This is a genomic window from Mesorhizobium sp. M0060, from assembly GCF_040323155.1.
Taxonomy (GTDB): Bacteria; Pseudomonadota; Alphaproteobacteria; order Rhizobiales; family Rhizobiaceae; genus Mesorhizobium.
The window spans coordinates 37,805-52,870 of record NZ_JAMYUP010000026.1; the positions used below are offsets into that span (position 1 = coordinate 37,805).

Consider the following 15,066-nt stretch of genomic DNA (forward strand, 5'->3'; position numbering starts at 1 on the left):
CCCGTTCAGATCGTACCGCTCAGGCCCAGGGCCGCAGCTCGGCATTCCTCTTCTCGAACGAGGCGATGGCGCCGGCCTTCTCCATGGTCAGGCCGATATCGTCGAGCCCGTTGAGCAGGCAGTGGCGCTTGAACTCATCGAGGTCGAACTTGACCACGCCGCCGTCCGGCCCGCGGATTTCCTTGGCCTCGAGATCGATCGACAGCGTCGCGTTGGAGCCGCGCGAGGCATCGTCCATCAGCTTCTCCAGGTCTTCCGGGCTGACGGTGATCGGCAGGATGCCGTTCTTGAAGCAGTTGTTGTAGAAAATGTCGGCGAACGAGGTCGAGATGACGCAGCGTATGCCGAAATCGAGCAGCGCCCACGGCGCATGCTCGCGGCTCGAGCCGCAGCCGAAATTGTCGCCGGCGACCAGGATCTGCGCCTTGCGGTAGGCCGGCTTGTTGAGCACGAAGTCCGGGTTTTCCGAACCGTCGTCCTTGTAGCGCATTTCGGCGAACAGCCCGCTGCCGAGCCCGGTGCGCTTGATCGTCTTGAGATAATCCTTGGGAATGATCATGTCGGTGTCGACATTGACGATCGGCATCGGCGCGGCGACGCCAGTGAGCTTGGTGAATTTTTCCATGGTCCTTGCCCGTCTTCTTCTCGTTGCGGGGAATTTGCTTGCGCCCGGTTTACACAAAGCCGCGGGCAAATAAAAGGCGGCTGTTTTTGGACCTTCGTCGTCCATCGAAACACAAGATCGGCACAAAACAGCTTCAAAACCACCGGCCCATGGTGCACTTTTGTCGGCATGACAACACGATCCAAGGTCCTCTACGCCAGCGAACCGGGCCTCGGCACAGCCGAGTTCCGCCGCGTTCTGGTGGAATCCGGCCTCGGCGCGAACCGCCCCGTCGATGACGAATCCCGTTTGAGGGCGATGCTTGCCCGTGCCGGTCTGGTGTTGACCGCGCGCCTCGATGCGCCTGGCAAGCCACTGGTTGGTGTCGCTCGCGGCGTCACCGACTTTTCCTGGGTCTGCTATATCTCCGAGCTCGCTGTTTCCGTATCGGCGCAAGGGCTGGGCATCGGCAAGGGCCTGATGGATGAGGCACGCCGGCAACTCGGGCCTTCCGTTGCCATAAGCCTGCTTTCCATGCCCGACGCCGTCGGCTTTTATGAACGCATCGGCATGACGCGCATGCCGGACGCATTCTGGTTCGGCCGTGAGCGCTGACGGCTGCCGGCAGGCCAGAGGGGGTGGGCGGGAACTCGACAGAACGGCTTATTTCTGAGCGGCTTGCCCGCTTCAAATCACGTTCAACTCCCGAAACGCCCGTCCTTCGGCGACCCGGCTATACCCAAACGCCGAGCAATCCACCGTGCGATAGCCGCCATGCACCAGAAGCTCGGCCAGCGCCTTGCCGACCGCCGGCGCCTGCTGCAGGCCGTGACCGGAAAAACCGTTGGCGAAGAGGAAATTCCCGACCTCGGGATGCGGGCCGATCACCGCGTTCTGGTCGAGCGTGTTGTAGTCGTAATGGCCGACCCAGGCCCGCGTCGGCTTGATCGCCTCGAAGGCCGGAATGCGGGTCGCCAGCACCGGCCAGATCACCTCCTCGAACAGCGGCCAGTCGGGCTCGAAATCGCCGGGGTCGGCTGGTCCTTCGCCCTCTTCCGGCTCGGCGCCGCCGGTGATGTAGACCGAGCCTTCCGGCCGGACATAGATGCCGCTCGGGTCGACCAGCAGCGGCATGTCGTCATATTTCTCGCGCGCCTCGAAGACGAAGACGTTGCGCTTGCGCGGCTCCACCGGCAGTGTCAGCCCGGCCATTGCGGCCACCTTGCCGGCATTCGGCCCGGCGGCGTTGACGACGGTGCCGGCCTCGAGCCGTTCGCCATTGTCGAGAGTCACACCGGTGATGCGCTCGCCTCGCCGCTCAATACCGGTCACCGACGCTGTGATGAAGTCGATGTTCTTCGTCCGTAGCGCCTTGCGGAACAGCATCAGCATCGCGTGCGCGTCGAACCAGCCTTCGCCGCTGCGGCCGTAGGCCCCGGCAGTGATGCCCTCGGCCGACAGCCAGGGAAACCGGCGGACGAGCGCCTCCGCATCCTCGAGCACGATGTCCGCGCCCTCGGCCATCTGCGCCTCGTGGTTGGCCCGCAGAATCGGCAGCCCGTTTTCGCCGGCAAGGATGAGATAACCACCTTCGCGAAAGCCGATATCGGCGTCCGCGCCAAACTCTTCCCTGAGTCGCCGGAACAGTTTCAGTGTGAACTGCGACAGCCGGATGTTTTCCGGGATCGAAAACTGCTGGCGGATGGAGGCACAGGACAGCGTGGTCGCCGCATGGGAAAATTGCGGGTCGCGCTCGATAAGCACAATCGAGCCCGAAAACCCTTCCTCGCGCAGGTAATAGGCGATCGAGGAGCCGACGATGGCTCCGCCGATGATGACGATGTCGTAGCGCACTTTTTTCGCCCTTCCGGTCTGAATCGCCGAGTCACGTCGGCAGGATGATCTCGAAGCGCGTGCCGCTCGCCGAGTCAACCAGCCGGATCGTGCCATCATGCGCTTTCAGGAGGGCCAGCACGATGCCGAGGCCCATGCCGGTGCCGCCGGAATCGCGCCGCGTGGTGAAGAACGGCTCGAAGATGCGCGCCCGGTTGCTGGGCGAAATGCCGGCGCCGTCGTCGTCCACCAGAATGGCGGCCTTGCCGTCCGCGCTTGCTGCCGTGACCGAAACCAGCGTCGCGCCGTGCCGCGCCGAATTGTCGATGAGATTGGCCAGCACGATCGCGGCGTTTTCGGCCGACATGCGCAGACCGATCTCGGCGCCCGCCTCGAGGCGCACCGCCAGCCTGTCGTCGGCCGGGAGAAGCGCCAGCGCAGCAGTGAGCGACGTGCTTTCGCCGCTGGGCTCGAGATTTTCGGCGCGCGCCAGGTCGAGCAAGCGGCGAACCAGGAGGTTAAGCCGGCCGGCATCGGTGACGATGTTGTTGGAAAAGCGCCGCCGCTCGGCCTCGTCCATCGCGCCGCCCGAATCGCGCAGCAGTTCGGCGGCTCCCTGGATCGCCGTCAGCGGCGATTTGAGTTCGTGGGAGACGTGGGTGGCGAAGGTCTGGATGCCGTCGGAGCGTGCGTGCAGCTTTTCGGCCATGTCTAGGAAGGCGGCGGAGAGCGCAGCCATCTCGCGCGTGCCGTGGTGATCGAGCGGCCTGATCGCCTCACGGTCGCCGGCGGCGATGCGCTTCGTGCGCTCGATCAGCGCATAGATCGGCCGGCTGACGGTGCGCAGGAAAACAAGCCCGATGAGCAGCGTGCCGCCAAGGATGGCGATTGCCGCCAGCGCCACCTTGCCGCGCTCGCCATGGAGATGCTTGACGATGTTGTTCGGCGTCCGCGACAGATAGACCACGCCGGCGACCTTGCCGGAGACCGCAACCGGTATGGCGACGAAGACGCGAACCTTGGTGCCGCGGCTGACCGAATAGAGCGGCGGCGACGGCTGGTCGGGAACCCGCAGCCTGAGCGCGCTGGCATAACGGCCGGCAAGCGCTGCGCGAATCTCGTCGACAGCGGCGAGCGACAGGCCGGCCTCCTCACGGCCGGCAATGACCACGCCTCCGGGGTCGAGCAGCCTAAACCCGGCCAGCGTGGTTTTCTGCGTCTCGGCAAGAATGCCCGAAAGGCGTGCGCCGATCGCTGCGAAGGCAGGATCGACGCTGGCCGCAGTGGCCGCGGGCCGGGTCGGCAGGATCCTGTCGGACGCAAGGTCGAGGCGCGGTTCGATCGGCTGGTAGGGAGAAGCCCGATCGCTGGCACCGGGTGAAGGCATGGGTGCGCCGAGCTTTTCCGGGGCAAGACCGGCGCCACGGACCTGTTGCGCATAGATCGCGGCAAGGGCTGCACCTTGCGCGATCAGCTCGGCCTCGGTCTGGCGGATCAGCTGGTTCTCGTAGAGCCGGAAGAAAAACAGGCCGGCTAGCGGCAGCGCCATCACCATGATCAGGATGGCGATGACGACCGTGGCGAGGTGAGGCCGCCATTTCTGCGGGATCACCCCCCGCATCGGCCGAGCCGGAAGCCGACGCCATGCACGGTCTCGATCGCATCGACGCAGCCGACCGCCACCAGCTTGGCGCGGATATTGCGGATATGGCTGTCGACGGTGCGGTCGGCGACGTGGATGTTGGCGGCATAGGCATTGGCCATCACCATGTCGCGGCCGAGCACATGCGCCGGCCGCGCCAAAAACCCTTTCAGGATCGCGAATTCGATGCCTGTCAGCACCAGCGGCTTGCCGTCGAAGCTGGCTGAATGGCTTGCCGGCACCAAGGCCAGTCTGCCATGCGAGAATTGCCGATCGTCGGCTGGTTCGGGCGCAGGCCGGGCGCGGCGCAGGATGACGTTGACGCGGGCGACCAGCTCGCGCGGGCTGAACGGCTTGGTGACATAGTCGTCGCCGCCCATTTCCAGCCCGAGGATGCGGTCGATCTCTTCATCCCGCGCGGACAGGAACAGCACCGGCACGTCGGATGTGTGGCGAAGCCGCCGGCACACTTCCAGCCCGTCCATTTCCGGCATGCCGATGTCGAGCACGACGAGATCGGGCGCGCGGCATTCGATCGCTCGCAGGGCAGCGCCGCCGTCCGGCACCGCCACCGTTTTCATGCCGGCCTTTTCAAGCGCGAAGCAGATGATTTCGCGGATATGCGGATCGTCGTCGGCGACAAGGATGTTATGCGGCATCAAATCAGCTGCCCGGCATGAAGGGTTCGGACATCGGAGGAACCACGAACGGGCCACGCCTGTCGAGGGTGCGGTTGAGCCGCCAGTCACGAAAGCTCCAGGCGCGCCAGTTTTCCTGGCCGGCGCGGAAGCGTGCTTCGTCCTGTGCATACCAGCCGGCGAGTTCGCGAGTGCACGGATCACCGGCGGAAACCGTCCTGCTCTGGTGCTGGACGAAGCGATCGAGCGCCGGCAAGGCGCCGGAGCCGAGCGAGCGCAGATACCAGACGTCGAGCTGGGTGCCCTGGCCGGTCATTTCGAAGGAATGCTCGACATTGTAATTGGCGATCAGTGCTGCAAAGTTGATGAACGAGCAGGCATAGAGCGTCGCCGATAGCGTCAGAAGATTGGCGGAAAGCAGCCATTCGTTGGATTTTCCGAGTGCTATGCGGGCGATGATCAGAACAAGGCCCGCCGCCACCAGCCCCATCCAGACGAAGGCGGCGACACGCCAATAGGTCAGCGCATAGATGCCGATATAGAGATCGAGCCGCAGGATCGACGAGATGACGAGAACGATGTTCTGCGCCACCCAGACATAGACCAGCTGGCGGATGAGCGGATCGCCGGAGGTCGCACTTCCCGGCCGCAGCGCCGCCAGCACGAAGCCGGCGGCCAACAGCGCCGTGACGATCAGCGGGTAGGCGCCGCGATGCGCGTAGGCGGCATAGGTCAGCCCGTCGGGAAGCGCGATGCCGCCCCACAGATAGGTGGCGTCGAGTACGCTCTGCACGGCGAACAGGATGTTGAAGACGACGAGCGCGCGAAGGATGGCGGCTTTGCCGAAGACGATGTCTTCGATGGCTGTGGTGGTCCTGGTGGTTGGCGTCAGCGATGCGCCGGCAGGCAGTGCCATGCGGGGAATACGCCGGAGAAAGCGCGGCAGGCGCGGCCGCAGAAAAGCCCAGACGCCGACGAGCACGAACAGCCAGAAGGCGAGACGCGGCAACTGGATGAGGTTGAGCAGGGCGAAGAGATCAATCAGCGAGAACCAATATTCGATGATCGGATTGGCGGCGCCGAACAGCGCGAGAAACACTGCGCCGAGCGTCAGCGGCATGACCCAGACGGCGATCGTCGCGAAACGGATGCGGCCTTTGCCGAGCCGCTGTGCCGCTTTGCGCCAGCAGAAGAAATCCTGGACGAACCGAAAGGGCGTTGCGAGCAGGAAAAACGCGAGTTGGCCGGCAATGCGGGCAAGCCCATGCCGCAATCGCCCTCCCAGCGAAAGCGCGAAGATGGCTAGCGCCGCCAGCGCGATGGAAACGGACAAAGCACTGACATTTTCTACGAGCGGCAGCAGGGCCACAAGCAGGACAACGGGCTTGAACCAGAACCTGCCATCGCTGAAGACCCCGAGAGGATGGACAGCCATGCTCGCTGCGGCAATCGCAACGCCGAACAGGAAAAGCGTGATGCCGGCCGGTTGGCCATAGAGGGAAAAATCGGCCAGTGCGACGAGCAGGACGGCAACGCCGAAGCGGCTGCAATAGCTCGGCGCTGCCGTGAGGAACGCTGTCATGATCGGGCCTTCTCGGCGACTTTGATGCGGCCGGAATATCTGGGCAGGGCTTTGCGGACGAAGGGGAGGAGGCTTGCCGAAGCCGAGGGCGGATCGACGAGCCACCAGCCCTCGCTGCGAAGCCGGTATGGCAGGGACCAACGAAGTTTCTCGCGCTCTTGCATGCCGCTTTTTGCCAGGTCGACATGTGTCCGGCGGGGCGGAGACGAGGAGATTTTCCGAAATTGCGTGCAGTTTTTATGCACGGCTTGCCTCGGCCGGCTGCAGGCGGCATAGATCGGAGATGACCACCGAAAGCTACCGCCCGCGCCGCTCGGTGCTTTACGTCCCGGCCTCGAACGACAAGGCGTTGGCCAAGATCCCGTCGCTGGCCTGCGATGCCGTCGTCATCGATCTCGAGGACGCCGTCGCCTCGGCCGATAAACTTTCCGCGCGAGAAAAACTCGCGGCGATTTTCGCCGGCCGTTCCAGCCGGCGTTGCGAGATGGTCGTGCGCATCAATGCGCTGTCGAGCGAATGGGGCGCCGACGATCTGCTGGCCGCGGCAAAATGCCAGCCCGACGCCATCTTGCTGCCCAAGGTCGACACGCCGCGCGACATCCTCGAGGCCGGCGACGTGCTCGACGACAATTTTGCGCCGGACGAGGTCAAGCTATGGGCGATGATCGAGACGCCCAAGGCGCTGCTCAACATCGGGCCGATCGCCGAGCTCGGCCGCGATCCGGCCTCCCGTTTGGTCTGTTTCGTTGCCGGAACGAATGACCTGGTCAAGGACACCGGCATACTCGCCACGCCCGACCGGCGCTATCTCGTGCCGTGGCTGATGCAGATGGTGCTGGCGGCGCGCGCCGGCGGCCTCGACCTGCTGGACGGTGTCTTCAATGATTTTCGCGAAATGGACGGGTTTGCGCGCGAGTGCACGGAAGCGGCCGCCATGGGCTTCGACGGCAAGTCGCTGATCCATCCGGCCCAGATCGAGGCCGCGAACCGCGCCTTTGCGCCGTCGCCTGAAGCGATGGCCGAGGCACGCGCGGTCAAGGAAGCCTTCGCGCTTGCCGGAAATGCCGGCGAGGCGGTGATTGCGCTGAACGGAAAAATGGTCGAACGGCTGCATTTGGCGCAGGCCGAAAAACTGCTGGCGAAGGCCGCCGTCATCGGGGCATGATTGGCACTTACGACAGGAATGAAAAATGAAACTCTACCGCTTTTTGTCCGGCCCGGACGATGCCAGCTTCTGCCACAAGGTGACGGCGGCGCTGAACAAGGGCTGGCACCTGTTCGGCTCGCCGACCTATGCCTATGACAAGGAAGCCAAGACCATGCGCTGCGGCCAGGCCGTGGTGAAGGACATCGAGGGCCAGGAATACGGCCCCGACACCAAGCTCAGCGACTGGTAGGGTTCGGCTCTATCCTGTGGGCGCTATGGCCCACTGCCCTAGCTTCAGGTTGAGTTTGCCCATCGCCCGTTCCAGGCCGTTGGCGCCGCCCCTTACCTGCCTACCGGCATCCTCTCCCCGTATAGTGACGGGGAGAGGGGTGCTCTCATCGGCGATTTCGCCAATCACCAACGTTGTAGAACAGCGCCGAGGCTGCGGCCAGCTTCTTTCTCCCCGTCACTATACGGGGAGAAATGCCCGGCAGGGCAATGAGGGGCGGCGTCAACATCGACAATTGATCGTCTCTAACGGACCGGCCGGTCGAATTGGCCGATCGTCATGCCCATTTGATGCCCCCTATTCAGCCGCTTCCTCGATCTTCTCCATATCATCGTCCGACAGGCCGAAATGGTGGCCGATCTCGTGGATCAGCACATGGGTGACGATGTCGCCCAGCGTTTCCTCGTTCTCGGCCCAGTAGTCGAGGATAGCGCGACGGTAGAGCGTGATGCGGTTCGGCCCCTCGCCGGTCTGCGGATTCCAGCGCTCGGCGATGCCGCGCCCCTCGAACAGGCCGAGCAGGTCGAACGGCGTTTCCAGCGACAGGTCGTCCATGATCTCGTCGGTCGGGAATTCGGCGATCTGGATGACGATCTCGCCGGTCAGCTTGCGAAATTCCTCCGGCAGATGGGCATAAGCCTCCAGCGCCAGGAACTCCATTTCCTCCATCGACGGCGAAAGCTGGTCGTGCCAGATGCGGGTTTGGTAGATGCGAGCCATGCGTTGTCCTTTGATCCCGGCATATAGGCTTTCAGGCCGGACTCGGCAAATGGCCGGGCTGGAGCGCCCGTGTCATGTTCCCACTACAGGAATAAATTCCCCATGACTCCGCTTGACTCTTTGGCCGCCCTCTGGAATCTATAGGAACATAACAGGAACAATTGTGAGTGGAAGCTGACCGTCATGGCGACAAGCGCCGTGGCGCGGGAGACTGTTTTTGCCCTGCGCCGCCAGATCGCGAAGATCGAAGGGACCTTGCCCGAGCGCCTGGAGGCGCCGGCCGGTTCGTCGTTTGATGCGGATGTCAGCCCCCAGACTCTGACATTCCCTCGGGATCTGACGCCCCCTCGGAATCTAACTATTGTCCGGCGCGGCCTCGCCGTGGCTTCGCAGGATGCGTTTTTGCGCACCGGTGCCGAGCGCCTCGATGCTGCGCTCAGCGGCGGCCTGCCAAAGGCGGCGCTGAGCGAGTTTCATAGTGCCGCGACCCGCGATGCCGGGGCCGTCGCCGGCTTTGTCCTGTCGCTCGTCAGCCTGATCCTCAGCCAGGGACCGCGATTGCCGGTGCTGTGGATCGGCACATCAGAGATTTTCCGCGAGGCCGGCTTCCCCTACGCCAGGGGGCTTCACGCCTTCTTCGGCATCGAGCCGGAGCAATTGCTGTTTTCCGAGGCGCCAAGGCTCCTCGATGCGTTGTGGGTCGCCGAGGAGGCTGCCCGGATGACGGCGCTTGCCGCGGTCATCCTCGAAATCCGCGGCAACCCGCAGCGGCTTGACCTCACCGCGACGCGGCGGCTGCACGCCCGGGCGCAGAGTGCGGGCCGGCCGCTGTTCCTGCTGCGCCAGGCCGGCGAGCCCGAGCCGACGGCAGCGCCCGTCCGCCTCGTCCTGTCGGCGGCACCCGCGGCAGCGCGCGAGACAATCGCCGGGCCGCTCGCCGGCTCGATCGGCCGACCCGCCTTCACCGTTACCATCGGCAAGAGCCGCACGGCCTTGCCCGGACAATTCACACTGGAGTGGAACCCCGATGAACGCCTATTCGAAGAAAGACGGGGCGAGCAAGGAAGAGCTCAGGAATGGGCAAAGAATCCTGTCCCTGTGGTTTCCGCATCTCGCCGCCGAGAGGATCCTGCGGCAGCGTCTGGGGCGGTCCTGGCGTTCCCGGCCGTCGGATCACCTGCCGCTGGTGATCAGCCATCGCGACAGGAACGCCCAGCGCATCGCCGCCCTCGACGAACGGGCTGAGGCGCTCAATCTGAAGCGCGGCATGGGCATAGCCGACGCACGCGCCATGCATCCGTCGATCGACATAGTGGAGGCCGATCCGGAGGCCGACCGGCGCCTGCTCGAAGGCCTCGCCGACTGGTGCGACCGCTACACGCCGCTGGTGGCGCTCGATGGAACCGATGGCCTCTATCTCGACGTCACCGGCTGCACCCATCTTTTCGGCGGCGAACGCTCGATGCTGGACGACATCCTGTCGCGCTTTTTCCATCAGGGCTTCGATGTCCGCGCCGGGCTTGCCGCCACACCAGGTGCTGCCTGGGCGGCGGCGCGGTTTTCCGGCGACCGCATCGTCGCCGATGGCGAGGAGGAAGCGCTTCTCGCGCCGTTGCCGCTGGCGGCGCTGCGCATCGACCCGGAGGTCCGCGCCAGCCTTGAAAGCGTCGGCCTGCGCACGGCGGGCGCCGTCATGGCAGCACCGCGCGCGCCGCTTGCCCGCCGCTTCGGCGCATCGCTGCTTTTGCGCCTCGACCAGGCGCTCGGCCGCCTCGACGAGGCGGTGTCGCCGCGCCTGCCGGTCGCACCGCTTTCGGTCGAACGCCATCTTGCCGAGCCGATCATGCTGACCGAGGACATCGAGCGGCTGACAGGCATGCTGGCGGCAACGTTGAAGAGGGATCTCGAACGCCGCGGCGAGGGCGCAAGGCGGCTGGCGCTGCTGCTCTTTCGTGTCGATGGCGGCGTCAGCCGCATCGCCGTCGGCACCTCGCGGCCCTTGCGCGAGCCGCTGCTGATCCAGAAATTGTTCCACGAAAGGCTTGCCGCGCTCGAACAGGATATCGACGCCGGCTATGGCTTCGATCTCGTGCGCCTCTCGGTGCTGACCGCCGCCGCCTTCGACATGCAGCAGGCCGACCTTGCCGGCGAAACGAGCGACGACGGCGCCGATATCGCGCTTTTTGCCGACCGCATTCGCGCCCGGCTCGGTGAAGGCGCGGTCTTAAAACCGGTCGCCGTCGAGAGCCATCTGCCGGAGCGCGCCGTCGCCACCATTCCCTTCGCGGAAGCGCCGCAAAGAACTTCGCCGCCGAAGCAGCCGGGCAAGGCGAAGGACGTCCCCACGACTGTCTTCCAGCCGGAACGGCCGATCCGGCTTTTCCGTTCGCCCGAACCGATCGAGGTGCCGGCCACCGAAATGCCGGAAGGTCCGCCTTTGAACTTCCGCTGGCGCCGCGCGCTCTACCGTGTCGCGCGCGCCGAAGGGCCGGAGCGCATCGCGCCTGAATGGTGGCGAGAGGCGGCGGGACAGCACGATGCGCCGACCCGGGATTATTTCCGCATCGAGGATGCCGACGGCCGCCGTTACTGGCTCTACCGCCAGGGCCTCTACGGCGCCTCTCAAGTCCCGCCGCGCTGGTTCATGCATGGGATCTTTGCATGAATGCGCTGACGGCCATTCCCTATGCCGAATTCGGCATCCAGTCGAACTTCTCGTTCCTGCGCGGCGCCTCGAAACCGGAGGAACTGGTGGTCGCGGCAAAGTTCCTGGGATTTTCGGCGATCGGCCTCGCCGACCGCAACACGGTGGCGGGCGTCGTGCGTGCCTGGCAGCAGGCCAAGGTGGAGGGTTTTTCCTATCATCCCGGCTGCCGTCTGGTTTTTTGCGACGGCACGCCGGACATCCTCGCCTATCCGCAAAACCGCAAGGGCTGGGGCCATCTCTGCCGCATGCTGACGCAAGCCAATTTGCGCGACGAAAACGAAAAAGGGGCAACGCTCCTCAAACAGAGCGATCTTCTCGAATGGGGCGATCTCTTGTCGCTAGCCATCCTGCCGGATCTATCGACGGGTGCGGATGGCTTCGACTTGCTTAGCCGGCTCAGGGATCGCTTCGGAGAAACCCTGCGGCTTGCGGTTTCGCCGGATTACCGCGGCAACGACCGCTTTCGGGTCGAGCAGGCGGCGGCAATGGCCGAGCTGGCCGGCATCCCCTTGATGGCGACCAACGACGTTCTCTACCATACGTCGGAGCGGCGCCCGCTGCAGGACGTGCTGACGGCGATCCGCCTCAATATGCCCGTCGCCGAGGTGGGGCTGGAACTGAACGCCAATGCCGAACGTCATTTGAAGCCGCCAATGGAGATGGCGCGGCTTTTCCGCCGGCACCCGCGAGCGCTGGCGGAAACGCTGCGCTTTGCCGGGGAACTGAGCTTCTCGCTCAGCGACCTGCAATACAACTATCCCGACGAGCCGACGGAATCGGGCCTCGGGCCGCAGGCCGAGCTGGAAAGGCTGGCCAGGGAGGGAGCGGTCATCCGCTACCCCTCAGGCGTGCCCGCTTCTGTGACGCAGCGCATCGAGGAGGAGCTCGCCTTGATCGAGCGCCTGAACTATGCGCGCTATTTTCTGACCGTCTACGATATCGTCAAATTCGCCCGCAGCCAGAACATACTCTGCCAGGGGCGCGGCTCCGCGGCTAACTCGGTGGTCTGCTATTGCATCGGCATCACCGAGGTGGGACCCGAGAGGATCGCTACGCTTTTCGAGCGCTTCATTTCCGAGGAAAGAAACGAACCGCCCGACATCGACGTCGATTTCGAGCATGAAAAGCGCGAGGAGGTCATCCAGTACATCTATTCCAAATACAGCGCCAAGCGCACCGCACTGGCCGCTGCCGTCGTCAGCTACCGGGGCCGCTCGGCTATGCGCGAAGTGGCGAAGGCGATGGGCCTGTCGGATGACGTCCGGAGCGCGTTGTCCAGCTCGATATGGGGCTGGTCGACCTCGGAACTCGGTGAAAAGGAAACAAAAGCCGGCGGCCTCGATCAGACCGATCCATCGACAAGGCATGTGATCGAATGCGCCAACGAGATCATGGGCTTTCCCCGTCATTTGTCGCAGCATGTCGGCGGTTTCGTCATCACCCGGGACCGGCTCGACGAGATCGTGCCCATCGTCAAGACGGCGATGGACGAGCGCAAGATGGTCGAGTGGGACAAGGACGACCTCGACGCGGTGAAAATCCTTAAAGTCGACGTTCTCGCGCTCGGCATGTTGACCTGCCTGCAGCGCGCCTTCACGCTGCTCCAGGATCATTATCCGGAGGCGCGGGACGAGTATGGCCAACCCTATGTGTTGGCCACCCTCCCTGCCGAGGACAAACATGTCTACGACATGATCTGCCGTGCCGACACGATCGGCGTCTTCCAGATCGAATCCCGCGCCCAGATGTCGATGCTGCCGCGGCTGCGGCCGAAAAATTTTTACGATCTCGTCATCGAGGTGGCGATCGTGCGACCCGGTCCAATCCAGGGCGACATGGTCCACCCCTATCTGCGCCGCCGCCAGGGCAAGGAAAAGCCCGAATACCCAAAGCCGGAACTGGAAGAAATACTCGGCAGGACGCTGGGCGTGCCGCTGTTCCAGGAGCAGGCGATGAAGATTGCCATCGTCGCCGGCGGCTTCAGGCCGGGCGAGGCCGATGAGTTGCGCCGCGCCATGGCGACGTTCAAGCGCACCGGCACGATCGGCAATTACCGCAAGAGAATGGTCGACGGCATGGTCGCCAAGGGCTACGAAAGGGACTTCGCCGAGCGCTGCTTCAAGCAGATCGAAGGCTTTGGCGAATACGGCTTTCCCGAAAGCCATGCCGCCTCCTTCGCCCTGCTGGTCTATGCCTCCTGCTGGTTCAAGACCTTCTATCCCGACGTGTTCTGCGCCGCGATCCTGAATTCCCAGCCGATGGGTTTTTACCAGCCGGCTCAGCTTGTCCGCGACGCGCATGATCATGGCGTCGAAATCCGCGAGGTCGACGTCAACTTTTCCGGTTGGGATTGCGCATTGGAGAAATCGCCTTTCGACCCGGCCCGCATCCTCGACCGCCATGCCCAGATGCGCGGCGTCATACGGACCAGCCATGCGGTCAGGCTTGGTTTTCGCCAGGTCAAGGGCCTGTCGAAGGAGCGCATGGAGACCTTTGTGCTGAGACGCGGCGACGGCTACGCATCCGTGCGTGACGTCTGGCTGCGCTCGGGCCTCAACGTCGACGAGATCGAGAAACTGGCGCAGGCCGATGCTTTCCGCTCGCTTGGATTGAACCGCCGCGACGCTCTATGGGCGGTCCGCGCGCTCGACGGCAAGAGTGCCGCCGAAAGGCTGCCGCTGTTCGACCAGCCGGCGATCCGCTTGCGCGATCTTGAGCCTGCAACCAGGCTCCCGACAATGCCGCTCGGCGAGCATGTCGTCCACGACTACCGCTCGCTCGGCCTGTCGCTGAAGGCGCACCCGGTCGCCTTCCTGCGTCAAAGGCTGGATCGTTCCGGCGTCACGCCCAATGCACGGCTCGGCCAGGTGCGGGACGGCCGCCGCGTTTCGGTCGCCGGCCTCGTGCTGGTGCGGCAGCGGCCGGGCAATGGCAAGGCGATTTTCCTGACGCTGGAGGACGAGAACGCGGTCGCCAATATCATTTTCTGGGAAAGAACCTTCAACCGCTTCCGTCCCATTGTCATGGGCGCGCGTCTCATCCGCGTCACCGGCAAGCTGCAATCGGAATCGGACGTCATCCATATCGTCGCCGAGAAGGTCGAGGACCTAACGCCGTGGCTGTCCGTGCTGCTTGAGGAAAAGTCCGACGCACATGTCGTGCAAAACGACCGGCAGGATGTCGCGACGTTATCGGGGAAGGCGGAAGGGGTCATGCCCAAGGGGCGCAATTTTCAATAGAGCATGGCGCTGCGGCTCTTGCGAAATGTCGGCGGGACAGCGCCCCCCTCTACCCTGCCGGGCATCTCCCCCACAAGGGGGGGAGATCGGCAGCTTCGTCGTCCCGCCCTCTTTCAGCATTGGAGATTGGCGAAAGCCGAGGCGACATCCAATCTCCCCCCTTGTGGGGGAGATGTCCAGCAGGACAGAGGGGGGCGCGAAGGATCGCTGCAGAGCGGCCTTTATTCTGAGCCACCCAGGCGCGGCGGTGGCGGCATGGCATCGTCTATGGCGATGACGCGCGCCTCCGATGGCAGCATGATTGGAATGCCGTCCCGCACCGGATAGGCAAGCTTTGCCACCCGCGAGATAAGCTCGCCGCGCTCCGGATCCCAAGCAAGCGGCCCCTTGGTCAGCGGGCAGGCCAGCAATTCCAGCAGCTTGGGGTCGACCTTGGCGTTCTTTCCGTCACGCCCATCCGCCATTCGATCCGTCCTTCTCTAGGGCAAATTGCTTCAGGTTCGAACTCGTCCCTCACCCGCCGGGCGTCGGTGCCGCCCCTCACCTTTACCCTCTCCCCGTGAAGAACGGGGAGAGGGGGATCGCCAGCGTTGCAGCCAGCCCCTTTTCCCCGTCCTGCACGGGGAGAAGATGCCGGCAGGCAGATAAGGGGCGGCGCAAACGCT

The 15,066-nt window shown here is 64.4% G+C and carries 13 protein-coding genes; 6 read left to right on the top strand and 7 right to left on the bottom strand.

Annotated features, from left to right (window positions below; genetic code table 11):
* Nucleotides 1–19 precede the first annotated feature (19 nt).
* Nucleotides 20–625 carry a 3-isopropylmalate dehydratase small subunit gene (gene leuD / locus NKJ94_RS22740; RefSeq protein WP_352528025.1) on the bottom strand — a complete coding sequence of 202 codons (606 nt, stop codon included), beginning with the start codon at nucleotides 623–625 and terminating at the stop codon, nucleotides 20–22.
* Between the two features lie 168 nt (nucleotides 626–793).
* Here leuD and NKJ94_RS22745 point away from each other — a divergent pair, with 168 nt between their 5' ends.
* Nucleotides 794–1,219 (top strand): GNAT family N-acetyltransferase, encoded by a 426-nt coding sequence (locus tag NKJ94_RS22745; RefSeq protein ID WP_352528027.1) that lies wholly within the window; start codon nucleotides 794–796, stop codon nucleotides 1,217–1,219.
* Between the two features lie 72 nt (nucleotides 1,220–1,291).
* Here NKJ94_RS22745 and NKJ94_RS22750 read toward each other — a convergent pair whose 3' ends face one another.
* Genes NKJ94_RS22750 through NKJ94_RS22765 form a run of 4 tightly spaced genes read right to left on the bottom strand, consistent with a single transcriptional unit; the run spans nucleotide 1,292 to nucleotide 6,299 of the window.
* Nucleotides 1,292–2,458: an NAD(P)/FAD-dependent oxidoreductase gene (locus tag NKJ94_RS22750; RefSeq protein ID WP_352528029.1), complete on the bottom strand. Its 1,167-nt coding sequence runs from the start codon at nucleotides 2,456–2,458 to the stop codon at nucleotides 1,292–1,294.
* Between the two features lie 31 nt (nucleotides 2,459–2,489).
* Nucleotides 2,490–4,058: an ATP-binding protein gene (locus NKJ94_RS22755; protein ID WP_352528031.1), complete on the bottom strand. Its 1,569-nt coding sequence runs from the start codon at nucleotides 4,056–4,058 to the stop codon at nucleotides 2,490–2,492.
* Entirely contained in the window at nucleotides 4,046–4,738 is a 693-nt protein-coding gene (locus NKJ94_RS22760) for a response regulator (RefSeq protein ID WP_352528033.1), read from the bottom strand. Before NKJ94_RS22760 ends, NKJ94_RS22755 begins: the two co-directional genes overlap by 13 nt.
* A 4-nt stretch (nucleotides 4,739–4,742) precedes the next feature.
* Nucleotides 4,743–6,299, bottom strand: a complete 1,557-nt coding sequence (locus NKJ94_RS22765) for a DUF4153 domain-containing protein (RefSeq protein ID WP_352528035.1) — start codon at nucleotides 6,297–6,299, stop codon at nucleotides 4,743–4,745.
* Between the two features lie 283 nt (nucleotides 6,300–6,582).
* Here NKJ94_RS22765 and NKJ94_RS22770 point away from each other — a divergent pair, with 283 nt between their 5' ends.
* Together NKJ94_RS22770 and NKJ94_RS22775 are read left to right on the top strand one after the other, a co-directional pair.
* Nucleotides 6,583–7,464, top strand: a complete 882-nt coding sequence (locus tag NKJ94_RS22770) for an HpcH/HpaI aldolase/citrate lyase family protein (RefSeq protein ID WP_352528037.1) — start codon at nucleotides 6,583–6,585, stop codon at nucleotides 7,462–7,464.
* A 25-nt stretch (nucleotides 7,465–7,489) separates the two neighbouring features.
* Complete coding sequence (locus tag NKJ94_RS22775) at nucleotides 7,490–7,696, top strand: DUF1737 domain-containing protein (protein ID WP_352458330.1); 207 nt, start codon at nucleotides 7,490–7,492, stop codon at nucleotides 7,694–7,696.
* Nucleotides 7,697–8,032: 336 nt separating this feature from the next.
* Here the strand turns inward: NKJ94_RS22775 and NKJ94_RS22780 are convergent, their stop codons facing one another.
* The gene (locus tag NKJ94_RS22780) at nucleotides 8,033–8,455 is read right to left on the bottom strand and encodes a metallopeptidase family protein (RefSeq protein WP_352528039.1); all 423 of its coding nucleotides are present in this window, start codon (nucleotides 8,453–8,455) and stop codon (nucleotides 8,033–8,035) included.
* 183 nt (nucleotides 8,456–8,638) lie between these two features.
* Between NKJ94_RS22780 and NKJ94_RS22785 the strand changes: the two genes are divergently transcribed.
* From NKJ94_RS22785 to NKJ94_RS22795, 3 genes are read left to right on the top strand one after another with little or no spacing between them, the layout of a single operon-like run.
* Nucleotides 8,639–9,700 (top strand): ImuA family protein, encoded by a 1,062-nt coding sequence (locus NKJ94_RS22785; RefSeq protein ID WP_352528041.1) that lies wholly within the window; start codon nucleotides 8,639–8,641, stop codon nucleotides 9,698–9,700.
* A complete protein-coding gene (locus tag NKJ94_RS22790) occupies nucleotides 9,642–11,120 on the top strand; it encodes a DUF6504 family protein (protein WP_352528043.1) in 1,479 nt (492 codons plus the stop codon). Before NKJ94_RS22785 ends, NKJ94_RS22790 begins: the two co-directional genes overlap by 59 nt.
* A complete protein-coding gene (locus tag NKJ94_RS22795; protein WP_352528045.1) occupies nucleotides 11,117–14,401 on the top strand; it encodes an error-prone DNA polymerase in 3,285 nt (1,094 codons plus the stop codon). Before NKJ94_RS22790 ends, NKJ94_RS22795 begins: the two co-directional genes overlap by 4 nt.
* Nucleotides 14,402–14,622: 221 nt before the next feature.
* Here the strand turns inward: NKJ94_RS22795 and NKJ94_RS22800 are convergent, their stop codons facing one another.
* Entirely contained in the window at nucleotides 14,623–14,865 is a 243-nt protein-coding gene (locus tag NKJ94_RS22800; RefSeq protein WP_352528047.1) for a Trm112 family protein, read from the bottom strand.
* Nucleotides 14,866–15,066 lie beyond the last annotated feature (201 nt).

What these genes read in the sequence shown, in the direction of transcription:
- leuD (WP_352528025.1), bottom strand. Translation starts at nt 625, where the DNA reads ATGGAAAAATTCACCAAGCTCACTGGCGTCGCCGCGCCGATGCCGATC.
- NKJ94_RS22745 (WP_352528027.1), top strand. Translation starts at nt 794, where the DNA reads ATGACAACACGATCCAAGGTCCTCTACGCCAGCGAACCGGGCCTCGGC.
- NKJ94_RS22755 (WP_352528031.1), bottom strand. Translation starts at nt 4,058, where the DNA reads ATGCGGGGGGTGATCCCGCAGAAATGGCGGCCTCACCTCGCCACGGTC.
- NKJ94_RS22760 (WP_352528033.1), bottom strand. Translation starts at nt 4,738, where the DNA reads ATGCCGCATAACATCCTTGTCGCCGACGACGATCCGCATATCCGCGAA.
- NKJ94_RS22765 (WP_352528035.1), bottom strand. Translation starts at nt 6,299, where the DNA reads ATGACAGCGTTCCTCACGGCAGCGCCGAGCTATTGCAGCCGCTTCGGC.
- NKJ94_RS22770 (WP_352528037.1), top strand. Translation starts at nt 6,583, where the DNA reads ATGACCACCGAAAGCTACCGCCCGCGCCGCTCGGTGCTTTACGTCCCG.
- NKJ94_RS22775 (WP_352458330.1), top strand. Translation starts at nt 7,490, where the DNA reads ATGAAACTCTACCGCTTTTTGTCCGGCCCGGACGATGCCAGCTTCTGC.
- NKJ94_RS22780 (WP_352528039.1), bottom strand. Translation starts at nt 8,455, where the DNA reads ATGGCTCGCATCTACCAAACCCGCATCTGGCACGACCAGCTTTCGCCG.
- NKJ94_RS22785 (WP_352528041.1), top strand. Translation starts at nt 8,639, where the DNA reads ATGGCGACAAGCGCCGTGGCGCGGGAGACTGTTTTTGCCCTGCGCCGC.
- NKJ94_RS22795 (WP_352528045.1), top strand. Translation starts at nt 11,117, where the DNA reads ATGAATGCGCTGACGGCCATTCCCTATGCCGAATTCGGCATCCAGTCG.
- NKJ94_RS22800 (WP_352528047.1), bottom strand. Translation starts at nt 14,865, where the DNA reads ATGGCGGATGGGCGTGACGGAAAGAACGCCAAGGTCGACCCCAAGCTG.